This is a genomic window from Chamaesiphon sp. OTE_75_metabat_556 (genome assembly GCF_031378165.1).
Classification (GTDB): Bacteria; Cyanobacteriota; Cyanobacteriia; order Cyanobacteriales; family Chamaesiphonaceae; genus Chamaesiphon.
The window spans coordinates 1-12,260 of the sequence record NZ_JANNDR010000330.1; the positions used below are offsets into that span (position 1 = coordinate 1).

General features: G+C 45.8%; 7 protein-coding genes and 1 pseudogene. 6 read left to right on the top strand and 2 right to left on the bottom strand.

From position 1 onward, the window contains the following. From RMO27_RS13080 to accC, 3 genes and pseudogenes are all read left to right on the top strand, one after another. Positions 1-157: pseudogene (locus RMO27_RS13080) on the top strand (tryptophan synthase subunit beta); the annotation flags it as partial. 51 nt (positions 158-208) lie between these two features. Beyond that, complete coding sequence (gene malQ, locus RMO27_RS13085; RefSeq protein ID WP_396133707.1) at positions 209-1,807, top strand: 4-alpha-glucanotransferase; 1,599 nt, start codon at positions 209-211, stop codon at positions 1,805-1,807. A 215-nt stretch (positions 1,808-2,022) separates the two neighbouring features. Beyond that, the gene (gene accC / locus RMO27_RS13090; protein ID WP_309733148.1) at positions 2,023-3,375 is read left to right on the top strand and encodes an acetyl-CoA carboxylase biotin carboxylase subunit; all 1,353 of its coding nucleotides are present in this window, start codon (positions 2,023-2,025) and stop codon (positions 3,373-3,375) included. Here the strand turns inward: accC and RMO27_RS13095 are convergent, their stop codons facing one another. Beyond that, positions 3,376-4,068 (bottom strand): glycoside hydrolase family protein, encoded by a 693-nt coding sequence (locus RMO27_RS13095; protein ID WP_309733149.1) that lies wholly within the window; start codon positions 4,066-4,068, stop codon positions 3,376-3,378. It lies immediately after the preceding gene. A gap of 70 nt (positions 4,069-4,138) precedes the next feature. Further along, positions 4,139-4,795: an SDR family oxidoreductase gene (locus tag RMO27_RS13100; protein ID WP_309733151.1), complete on the bottom strand. Its 657-nt coding sequence runs from the start codon at positions 4,793-4,795 to the stop codon at positions 4,139-4,141. Positions 4,796-5,139: 344 nt separating this feature from the next. Between RMO27_RS13100 and RMO27_RS13105 the strand changes: the two genes are divergently transcribed. The 3 genes from RMO27_RS13105 (at position 5,140) to RMO27_RS13115 (ending at position 11,920) form a co-directional block, all read left to right on the top strand. Further along, on the top strand, positions 5,140-5,787 hold the full coding sequence (locus RMO27_RS13105; protein ID WP_309733153.1) for a DUF1997 domain-containing protein: 648 nt from the start codon (positions 5,140-5,142) through the stop codon (positions 5,785-5,787). A 317-nt stretch (positions 5,788-6,104) separates the two neighbouring features. Continuing rightward, entirely contained in the window at positions 6,105-8,504 is a 2,400-nt protein-coding gene (locus tag RMO27_RS13110) for a CHAT domain-containing protein (RefSeq protein WP_309733155.1), read from the top strand. 239 nt (positions 8,505-8,743) lie between these two features. Further along, positions 8,744-11,920: a filamentous hemagglutinin N-terminal domain-containing protein gene (locus RMO27_RS13115; protein ID WP_309733157.1), complete on the top strand. Its 3,177-nt coding sequence runs from the start codon at positions 8,744-8,746 to the stop codon at positions 11,918-11,920. Positions 11,921-12,260 lie beyond the last annotated feature (340 nt).

The following is a 12,260-nucleotide window of genomic DNA, read 5'->3' on the forward strand; positions in this document are numbered from 1 at the left end:
GCTAGAAGGCATCATCCCCGCCCTCGAAACCTCCCACGCGATCGCGTATCTCGAAACTCTGTGTCCCCAGCTCTCTGGTAGCCCCAAAATTGTCATCAATTGTTCGGGACGTGGGGATAAGGATGTGCAGACGGTGGCGAAGGTACTTAAATTCTAAGAGAGTTGGGAGTTGGGAGCAATTGGGTTTTAGGTTTTAGGATTGAGATGTTTGCAGAAATGCTCTTTACCTAATCACGCTTCCACACCGCTCTCTTCCACGCGCCCTCTCTCATGCTCCTCCCAACTCCCAACTCCTCACTCCAAACTTCTTATGACTCGCTCCAGCGGAATTCTGCTCCATCCCACCTCATTACCTAGCCCATTTGGGATTGGCGATTTGGGTCGAGATGCATATGCATTGATCGACTTTTTACACGAATCCAAACAGAAATATTGGCAGATATTACCATTAGGACCGACGGGTTATGGGAATTCGCCATATATGTGTTATTCGGCGATCGCTGGCAATCCCTTATTAATCAGTCCAGTTAAACTGTTAGAGGATAACTTATTAACTCCAGCAGAGCTAGAAAACTTACCAACATTTCCTACTCACAAAGTCGATTTTCCACTGGCGATCGAAGTCAAAACCAAACTATTTCATATTGCCTTCGAGCGATTTCAATCCTTCGCAGATAAAGACCATAAGACTAATTTCGACAACTTCTGTCACAGTCAGATTTATTGGTTGGATGATTATGCCTTGTTTATGGCAGTGCGAGAAGCACATGGGGATAAGAGCTGGCATCACTGGGAGCCAGATCTAGTCAAGCGCGAACCGATTGCCCTAATTCATTGGCAGAATCAACTCAAACATCAAATTAGTTATCATAAATTTATTCAGTTCAAGTTCTTTGAACAGTGGTCGGCATTGAGACGGTATGCCCACGAACATGAAGTGGAAATTATTGGTGATATCCCGATTTATGTCGCTCATGACAGCGCAGATGTGTGGGCAAATCAAGAATTCTTTGAACTCGATCCCGATACTAGCGAACCTGCCTTGATGGCTGGCGTTCCACCCGATTACTTTAGCGAAACCGGACAACTGTGGGGCAATCCAGTTTATCACTGGGAAAATCTCGCACATACGCAATTTAACTGGTGGATTCAAAGGTTTGAATCGTTATTAAAATTAGTCGATGTGATTCGGGTCGATCACTTTCGGGGTTTCCAAGCATTTTGGGCAGTCGAACAGGGCGAGACTACCGCAATCGATGGTCGCTGGATCAAGGCTCCAGGTGCCGACTTATTCGCCACCATTCAACAAAAATGGGGGCGGTTGCCGATCTTAGCGGAAGATTTGGGTGTAATTACCCCCGATGTAGAAGCTCTGCGCGATCAATTTGGGTTCCCTGGGATGAAAGTGCTGCAATTTGCCTTTGGTTCGGACAATGGCAATCCGTTTTTACCATTCAATCACGCACCCAATTTTGTGGTGTACACAGGTACCCATGATAATGATACGAGTGTTGGTTGGTTTGAAAAATTGGACAGTGTCGAACGCGATCGATTCTTATTATATGCTGGTGGCATTTGTACTGCTGGCGTGCATTGGGATCTGATTCGCTTGGCGATGACTTCGGTGGCAAATATTGCGATTTTCCCCCTTCAAGATGTCTTGGGTTTGGGTGGGAATGCGCGGATGAATTTTCCGGGCGTAGCTGAGGGCAATTGGGAATGGCGATACGATCCGGCAGTTCTCAACGAGCCACTAGCATTACGGTTGAAAAATTTAACTCTAATCTGCGGTCGAGGTATTAATTAAATAGGGAAACAAACTTACTAAAGCGGGAATATCTTCTAGACAAGCTAGGCGAATCTGGATATCCATTTGAGTCGATGATGTAGATTTGTCGATCGAGACTGGCTTTGGAGCGAGTGAAATGATAACAGGCTCACGACTTTGTATATACTAAGTCATGAGCCTGAACAGAAAATCTGTCACCATCCCCATCTCTAAAGTTAGGACTTTCGATCGCAATGTCATTTTCTAAAATCTTAATTGCCAACCGAGGCGAGATCGCGCTGAGAATTATTCGTACCTGTGGCGAGATGGGGATTGGTACAGTTGCCGTCCATTCGACGATCGACCGGCGCGCACTCCACGTCCAACTCGCTGACGAAGCCGTCTGTATCGGTGAACCGATTGGCAGTAAAAGCTATCTCAATATCCCCAATATTATCTCTGCTGCCATTACTCGCAATGCAACGGCGATTCATCCTGGCTATGGATTCTTGGCTGAAAATGCCCGTTTTGCCGAAATCTGTGCGGATCATCATCTCACCTTTATCGGCCCTTCTCCTGAAGCGATGCGGGCAATGGGTGACAAATCCACCGCCAAGGAGACGATGAAGCGGGTGGGGGTACCGACGGTACCTGGTAGCGAGGGACTACTAGCTGATGCTGACGAAGCCCTCAAAGTTGCTGGTGAGATCGGCTATCCCGTGATGCTTAAAGCCACTGCTGGCGGTGGTGGACGAGGGATGCGATTGGTACATGAAGAGGCAGATTTAGTCCGCTTGTATCATGCCGCCCAAGGCGAGGCCGAAGCTGCCTTTGGGAATGGTGGCGTCTATGTGGAGAAATTTATCGAATGTCCACGCCATATCGAGTTTCAAATTCTCGCCGATAACTATGGCAATGTCGTCCATTTGGGCGAACGCGACTGCTCGATCCAACGCCGCCACCAGAAATTACTCGAAGAAGCCCCCAGCCCAGCTCTAACCCCCGAACTCCGCCAGAAAATGGGTGCTGCCGCGATCGCTGCCGCTAAGTCGATCGATTATGCTGGTGTCGGTACCGTCGAGTTTCTGCTCGATAAACACGGTGATTTCTACTTTATGGAGATGAACACCCGCATCCAAGTCGAACATCCCGTCACCGAAATGATTACTGGACTAGATTTGATCGCCGAGCAAATCAAAGTCGCTCAAGGTGAGAAACTATCTTTTACTCAGGAACAAGTTGTGTTGAAAGGACATGCGATCGAATGTCGCATCAATGCCGAAGATCCCGATCGCAACTTCCGCCCCTCTCCAGGTAAAATAACTGGTTATCTAGCTCCAGGTGGGCCAGGAGTGCGGATCGATTCTCATGTCTATACCGATTACGACATTCCCCCGTTTTACGACTCCCTGATCGGCAAATTAATCGTCTGGGGAGTCGATCGCGATACGGCCATTCGCCGGATGCGCCGCGCCCTGCGGGAATATGCGATTACGGGCGTACCGACGACGATCGATTTTCATCAACGCATTCTCGAACACCCAAATTTTATTAAGGGTGAAGTTTACACTAACTTTGTAGAGCAGATGATGGACGATCGTGGTTAATCATCGTTTATTGGCCTTCTCTAATTCCTCCTGTAACAACTGCTTATAAATCCCCGTCAATTTAGGTGTCATGGTATTAGTTTCGATCCCATAACCCAAGCTCGTCCAAGTACTCGACAGCCGTCGCCGTACCTGTTCGAGATCGCCGGCTTTTAAAGTCTGGGGAATATTCATATTCCAAAATTTTTCATCACTGAGCCAAGAGTGAACTACCACATCTTGATACTCTGGTTCAAACCGATAACTACATTGGAAGAAGAACATGAAGCAATCCGGCTGCGGATGATATTTCTTGGCCATTTTTGCCCAAGTCGTATTAATCATCTGATAGCGTCCGGCAGCAGTAGAACAATTATTGATATTTGGCCCACTAGTAATCCGAATACACTGTTCGGGATGCCGATCGAGATTGGCGGCATGAGTACCCCCATAGATCACCGCATAGGGTTGGCGATCGTTGGCTTCACTGGCAGCTATCGTCCGCATCAAGGCGCGAATATAGGGGTCGCCACCGGTCATTACCAACGGGGGATTGCGGGTGGTGTCGAAGGTGGGATTCTGCTGCCGACGGGATGGTTGCCGCAAGATTAATAATAAACAAATCGAAAAGAGACAACCGATCGCGATCGCGATCGGTCGAAAACGCCTGGTTTTGAGGATATCCATGTAGGCTTGAAAACTAAAGATCGACATCGAGGGGATCGAAATAACCAACTCCACAATAAACGATCGCTAGTTACTAATTACTATCTGCTCTGAATAACTACACACTCGCAAAGAGATCTGCCCAACTTTTAGCCACCGCTGTCGGCGCGCTGACGACCTCTAGGACTTTATTGCGGGCTTGCGGGTCGGTGAGTGACTCAACGCACACCTGAGCCACCTTTTGTCTGGGTATACTACCATCAAAGAGGGTATCCGCTCCCGACATCACAATCGGGTTGGGATTATCATCATTTTTGAGTCCGCCCGGACGGACGATCGTATAGTTGAGTCCACTTGTTTGGAGATACTGCTCGGCTTGTTGTTTCCACCACAAGATCCCCCAAAATAGATTGAGCGGATGGAAAAACTTCGACACGCACAGCGATGAGACAAACACAAACTGCTCGATATTGCGAGCTTTGGCGGCATTTACCAAATTTTTGGTGCCTTCATAATCGACCTGATAGGGGCCAGTCGGGTCTAAACTGGGTTTAGCCCCAGTGGCGCAGAGCATCACAGTGCTATCACCGAGGGCGGTGGTAATACTATCGAAATTGAGGACGTCACCAACGACTAATTCCACTGCCGCTGGTAGAATAGTCCGCGCTTTGGCCAGATCGCGCACCATTGCCCGCACGGGAATATCGCGGTTGACTAGTTCCTGGACGATCCGTCTTCCCGTCTCTCCGGTCGCGCCTGCTACAAATGCTTTCATTAAGTTTTGGTTAGAATAAATTTAAAGTTGAGTGCTCTTACTACTTATGTTAAAGATAGAAACAATTAACGGGGTGTTTTCCGTCAGGAAATTGCAGGCTGCCCCAGTCGTTAGCAAAGCCTCTCGGAGCGAGAATCTCTAAAGAGCCTACAGATGCAGATCGATTTGCGGCAATGGTTTTAGTACCACGCGCGGCTGAGTCCGAACGGCGATGATCGATCGACCACTTACAGAAAATAATTTAAATTTTCCGGTTCTTACCAGTTAGTGCTTGTAAATAGATCTTATAAGTCAGTGTTTTTTTACCACCATATATTCATTCCATCAACGGGATAATCGCGGAGATGCCAGTCACTACACTAGAGAAAAACAGCGAAACACAGAATTCGATCGTGATGAATCCTGAATTAGAACGGCAAGATCTGGTGTTAATCGACGCAGATCGGCTTCAACCCTTCTGCTTTAGCTATCGCTTCACCGATGCGATGCTGATGGGAGCAGATGTCAAAACTGTGGGTAAATATCTCGACGCTCATCAAGGCTGGTTTACGCGGTGCGCTCATCCAATGGGAGTCAATGCCCTCGGCAATAATAGCTACGATCTGACTATCGGTCGATTTAATTCGTTTGGCTACGTTGTCGAACCCAAGGTGGGCTTGGAGTTATTGCCGCAGGATCGTGGTGTCTACTGTATCAAAACTGTGGCAATTCCCGATTATACTCCGCCAGGATATGAAGTCGATTTCAATGCCCAGATGTGTCTGGTAGAGACCGTTAATGGCGACAGGTTGGGTACCAAGATCGATTGGGATCTCGATTTGAAGGTGTATATTCATTTCCCCAAGTTTATCCACAAGTTACCAATCGGGGTAATTCAAGGTACTGGCGATAAACTATTAAAACAAGTCGTCAATCGCGTGTCGCGACAATTGACTCACAAGGTTCAGCACGATTTTCACGGGAATTTGGGATTAAAAATTCCGAAGCACTAAGTCAAATAATTATTTATTTATTAATAATGGGAGGGGCGATCGATCGTCCCTCCTTTTGTTTGGCACAACTACGCGGTCTTTTACGACAAATAGCCGATCTTTTGTGCGGAGCGAGCTTTTGGGTACTGGCAATAGTTAATCTACATTATAGACAGAAGTAAGATAATAACATTAGCAGCATCAAAAATCACTCCCAACTAATTATTAAATCAAACTCTAGTTTTTACGTTTAGATCGATCGATACTAGTCTCCTAGACGCTCCCTCTTGTTGAATCTATGCCAATATATCTAGATCGAATCTAGCGAAATTAGACTGATGAACTCCTCTAAACTATATTTATCGATTCTATTTCTCAGTATCCTGACAATTTTGCCAGCGACAGCACGCAATCGATCCGATCTTCAGAGATCGACAGTGGCAAGTACGATCGCTGAATCTAGTAGTAATTCACTACTGAAGTCCGCTCAAATATTAAATCAACGTGGTGCCGACTTTTTAGCCGCAGGTAAACCCGACAAAGCTCTGGCTGATTGGCAACAGGCTCATCGACTTTATACCCAAGCTAAAGATGCTCAAGGGACGCTCGGGACTAAAATTAACCAAGCGCAGGCACTTCAGTCATTGGGGTTTTATCGACAGGCATTACTGACGCTGCAAGAAGTTAATACCAACCTCCAACAGCAACCGAGTTCAGAACTAAAAATGCAAGGCTTGCTGGGATTGGGAAATTCGCTGCGCGCGCTGAGGATGCTAGCACAAAAAACTACAATAGCCGATCGAGGCATAAATTTAGGCGCGAAGGAAACCCTGATCCAAGCACTGGATCTGGCTACCAAACGCCAAGATCGAGCTGCGATCGATCTCATCAATTTGAGCTTGGGTAATACCCTCAGCTCGATTGATGGGACACAGCAGGAACAAGCCGCGATCGATGCCTATCAAAAGATCGCTCCAGATGCTGTACCATTGGTCAGAATCCAGGCTCAAATTAATTTATATCGATTAGCATCAGCCCAGCGGACAGCACCGAATACACTAGTATTTCTAACAAATACTCGCAATGTTTTAGATCGGATCGCACCCAGTCGCGGCACGATTTTTGCTTATATTAACTTAGCTGAAACAATCAAAAGAAATCAAGCAGCTAATCGGATCGATTCAGAGATATTGATACCAGTTGCGAAGTTATTGACTACAGCAGTCGAGCAATCCCGAACTCTCAAAGATCTCAGAGGTGAAGCCCAAGCAATCGGTACTTTAGGCAGTTTATATGCCTTAACGGGGCAGCATCAAGAAGCCAGAAAGTTAACCAAACAAGCACTCGCGATCGCCGAAAGCCTGCCAGCACCAGATCTTGCCTATCGCCTCGACTGGCAATTAGGCAAAATTATTCTAGCTAATAATCCTAGCGATCGCGATTTGGAAACCGCAACTTCTGCATATCGGCAAGCAATTAACCACCTCAAATCGTTACGCAATGACTTAAATGCGATCGATGCCGATCTTCAGTTTTCCTTTCGTGATAGTGTCGAACCTGTCTATCGAGAATATGTCAACCTCTTATTAAGAGATGGGAAGACTATATCGGCAGATAATCTAGCCAATGCTCGCGATATTATTGAGTCATTGCAAGTTGCCGAACTGGAAAATTTTCTCCGGCAAGGCTGTTTAGACACTTATACCGTACCGCTCGAAAAAATCGATCGATCGGCAGCCGTAATTTATCCGATTATTTTACCCGATCGAGTAGCGACAATTGCCTCGATTCCCGGACAACCGTTGCGCTATTATAGTCGCAAAATACCTGCAACAACAGTCGAACAAACCGTTGCTAAACTTCAGCAAAAAATTCAAGATCCAGATTTTAATGCTCGACAAGAAAAAGTTTTCAAACAGCAGTCAAAACAAATATACGATCTCCTATTAGCTCCTTTAGCCGCAGATCTCGATCGTGCTAAAACCAAAACGTTAGTTTTTGTCTTGGATGGAGCTTTTCGCAATATTCCAATGTCTATCTTGTACGACGGTAATAAATATTTAGTCGAAAATTATAATCTAGCATTAACACCAGGATTGCAATTAGTGCCACCACAAGGTTCGACAGATCGCATTCGATCGCAAGCTTTACTCGGTGGTATTTCCGAGAGTAGTCAAGGATTTTCAGCACTACCGAATGCTAAATCGGAAATCGACTCGATCGGTCGTATAATTCCCCACCAGAAGTTATTTAACGAACAATTTAATAATAAGATTGTTGCTACTAACCTAGTTGCCAGTAACGCACCGATCGTTCATTTTGCAACTCACGGGCAGTTTAGTTCCAACGCTGAAGATACTTTTATTCTCACCTGGAATAATCGCCTCAACCTCGATCAATTTAGTAATTTGCTCAAAGATCGTGGCACTCGATCGAGTAATGGTATTGAGTTATTAGTATTAAGTGCTTGTCAAACAGCCGCAGGCGATAACCGCGCCACACTGGGATTAGCAGGTGTAGCCATTAGAGCCAGAGCTAAAAGTACGATCGCCTCTCTATGGTCGGTGGATGATAAAGCGACTGAAGAACTGATGGTTAATTTTTATCAAAATCTGGCCACTAAAAACTTGAATAAGGGCGAATCTTTGCGACAAGCTCAACAATCTTTACTGCGCAATCCTAAATATCAGTCTCCTTACTTCTGGGCACCATTTGTCTTAGTTGGCAATTGGCAATAGATAGTTTAGAGGATGTTTGGAAAGTATGGATTATCACTCGTCAATCCTAGAATATCCCCCCTAGCCCCCCTTAAAAAGGGGGGAACCAGATCCGGAAGTCCCCCTTTTTAAGGGGGATTTAGGGGGATCTACCCACTGTAAACATAGCAATTGGACTTTCCAAACCTCTTCTTAGGCATCGGTAAACAATTCGCGTTCTTCCCTTCCCGTAATCTCACACAATCGCCATTTAGATAATGATGAAAACTAAATTTTTACTATCCTTCCTCGCCCTCGTCGGTTTAGTTTTTGCACCCACAACTACTCACGCGCAAACCTATCAACCATCCAATCGCGCTCCCGTCGCCGATAATACCCTCGGCACTCAAGTATCGGGTACTGGCAATAACTTTAATATTACCGGCGGTGTCAGCAAGGGACAGACGCTATTTCAGAGCTTTAGCGATTTCTCGGTGCCGACGAACGGACAGGCGAACTTTCTCAACCCTGCTGGCAATCGGGATATTATTACTCGCGTGACGGGTAATTTATTCTCGGATATTAATGGCACGGTCAATACTAATGGTGCTAATTTCTTTTTGATCAATCCCAATGGCATCGTCTTTGGTAACAATGCGCGGTTGGATGTGGGCAAGGCTTTTGTGGGCAGTACTGCCAATAGTATCGATTTAGTCAATGGTAGCGGCGGGAGGATTACGTTTGGGACGAATCTCAGTGGCGATGCCTTATTGAAAGTCGCGCCGAATGTCTTATTCGATATCTCGCGACTCAATCTCGGCGGGGGGAATGGGGCGATTAGCAATTTCGGGACGCTCCAAACTCCGAATAACAGTCAATACATCGGTTTAATCGGTGGCAATGTCACCCTCGATGGTAGTATGGGCGGCGGTAAAATTACCGCGCCTGGGGGACGAGTAGATATTGGGGGATTCAAGGGTGCGGGGACGGTGACTATCGATAATAATGGCTTCGCGTTCGGTGGCACTGGCTTGCAGCGCAGCGATGTTTCGCTAATCGATGGTGCGAGTATCTCCGTCCGTGCCACAGGTACTCTAGACACTGTAAATACATTTTTTAATAATGCCACTGCCAACGGTAGCAGTCTGAATATCACTACTGATAATCTCGATCTCCTCAATGCTGGTGCGAATTTAAGTACCCTACCTGCCGCCATCGATGCAGGTTTAGAGACAAATTCGGGAGTGCAAACTCAACCTGGGGGAAATATTAATATCGATGCCACAGGTAAAGTTAGCCTCAATAATTCAGCGATCAAGAATACATTGCGCTCTGGAGCAGCAGGTAGCATCGGCGATATTACAATTCAGGCTAATGCTTTAGATATTATTAATAATGCGGGAATCTCTACAAGTACAGCAGGGACAGGTAATGGTGGTGATATAAACATTAAAACTACTGGCGATATCAAAGTATCGGGTTACGATTTGTTATCAACCGATCTCACTCGATCTTCTATTAGCAGCGATACTTTTGGACAGGGGAATGCTGGCAAAGTGAGTATCGATACTCAGGGTAAGTTGTCTATTATCAATAATGGAGGAGTTTCTAGCGCGATCGGTTTATCTGGAGGAGGTAATAGTAAAGGTGTTAGCATCACTGCCGGCGAATTGGAACTTGCTAACTTAAGTGATATTTCTACACAGGTTGATGGCAAAGGTAATGCAGGTGATATTAATGTCAAAACGACTGGAGATATTAAGATATCTGGATCCGATTTATCATCAGCTAATCCCACACTATCACAAATAACTAGTAGTACTACCGGACAAGGCGATACGGGTAAAATCACGATCGATACTCAAGGTAAGCTATCTTTAACCGATCGAGGATTCATTAATAGCCAGATCGGTCTAACTGGAGTAGGTAATAGTCAAGGTATTAGCATCACAGCTCGCGAGTTAGAACTTGCTAATAGTAGTTACATCAACACGATTACATTACAAGCAGAGCGAGTGGACGGCAAAGGAAATGCTGGAGATATTAAGATCGAAACAACCGGAGATATTAAAGTATCTGGTTACGATCCATCAGCCATTAATCCCACTACTTCAGGTAGATCGGAAATTGCTAGTACTAGTCTTGGAAAGGGTGATGCTGGTAAAATAGCCATCGATACTCAGGGTAAGTTGTCTATTGTTAATAGCGGAAATATTAATAGTTATGTTAATGTGATAGCAGCCGGAAATAGTAAAGGTATTAAAATTAATGCCAGAGAATTAGAACTGCTAAAAGGGAGTAATATTGCAACCGCTACAGTTCAATTTGCTCAAATAGCTGACAAAGGTAATGCCGGAGATATCGAAGTCAAAACCATTGGAGATATCAAGCTTGCAGAAGGATCGAGCTTCAATAGTAGTACTTACTTTCAGGGTAATGCAGGTAAAATCGAGATCGAGACTCAAGGTAAATTCTCTCTCTCCGATCGAAGTTCTATTACAAGTACTATTGGCTCGTCAGCCAATGGCAATGGTCGAGATATTTCGATCGCAGCGCGAGAGATAGAATTAAATAACAGTTACATGATCAATGGCACAGAACAAATAACCCAAGTAAATGGCAACGGTAAATCGGGAGATATTATTCTTCAAGCCAAAGACACGATCTCCTTCAAAAATGTCTCGGCAATTTCTACCAGAAGCTCTGGTGTGGGAGCAGCTGGGAATGTTTCAATTACTGCCGCACAATTATTATTGGATAACAGTGGATTGTTATCCGATTCAACTTCCGTTAGTGGTGGGAATGTGACGGTAGCACTTAGTGACAAATTTTTGCTGCGAAATGGTAGCTCTATCACCACTAGTTCTGGTAGCAGCCAGAAAAATGGTAATGGCGGCAATATCACCATTAGTAGTCCCTTAATTATTGCCCTTTCAGGCAATAATGACATTATCGCTGATGCTAATGGCGGTAATGGTGGCAACATCAATATCACCAGTCAGGGTTTATTTGGCATCAACTATCGGGCGATCGGCTCAAACTCCACCAACGATATCACTGCAAGTTCCAACTTCGGCCAAAATGGTGCGGTTAATATCGATATTCCAGGTACAGATCCAGGCAAAAATAATACCGAACTCCCACAAGTACCTACCGATGCCAGCAATCAGATCTCGCAAGTCTGTGCTGCTAGCAGCCGTGAAAATAAATTAACCGTGGCTGGGCGTGGTGGGCTACCACCCAATGCTGACGACTTGCTAACGCCCAATATCGTCTGGCGAGATGCCCGTGCCACCAATTCTCAGCCAAGGATCGGAGCCGCAAAGACTCCTGCCCAACTAGCTCCTCCCGCTGTCGGCTGGCTCCTAGATGGTAAAGGGAAGGTGACTCTAGTTGCTGCGGCCACAAACGGACAGCAGGCAGGGACTAGCGTTGTCTGTCCGCAGGCGGCGAAATAGCAGGGACATCAGTTTCCCGCACGCTAGATCCAGTTTCACATCAGTTCGCTATTCGATCGCAAACGATCGGTAAGAGTAACGAACGTCTGAAAGGTCAATTTTGTTAAGTTCAAACCTTAGAAGATCCCTCTAACCCCCTTGAAAAGCAGGGCTGATTCATTCCTTTTTTCATCAGCTTGAATTTTCTAGATTTTCATCTTGACAATCAATGCCGAATAGAGAATGAATCAGCCCTGCCTTGAGGGGTAACTGGACTCTTAGTCCCCCTCTTTAAGAGGTATTTAGCGGATGCGCTCCGGTCGGGCGTCTCGACCCTGGAAGCGCATCAAGCAGAGGATCT

Coding starts and splice junctions, on each gene's coding strand:
- accC (WP_309733148.1), top strand. CDS start 2,023: ATGTCATTTTCTAAAATCTTAATTGCCAACCGAGGCGAGATCGCGCTG.
- RMO27_RS13095 (WP_309733149.1), bottom strand. CDS start 4,068: ATGTCGATCTTTAGTTTTCAAGCCTACATGGATATCCTCAAAACCAGG.
- RMO27_RS13100 (WP_309733151.1), bottom strand. CDS start 4,795: ATGAAAGCATTTGTAGCAGGCGCGACCGGAGAGACGGGAAGACGGATC.
- RMO27_RS13110 (WP_309733155.1), top strand. CDS start 6,105: ATGAACTCCTCTAAACTATATTTATCGATTCTATTTCTCAGTATCCTG.
- RMO27_RS13105 (WP_309733153.1), top strand. CDS start 5,140: ATGCCAGTCACTACACTAGAGAAAAACAGCGAAACACAGAATTCGATC.
- RMO27_RS13115 (WP_309733157.1), top strand. CDS start 8,744: ATGAAAACTAAATTTTTACTATCCTTCCTCGCCCTCGTCGGTTTAGTT.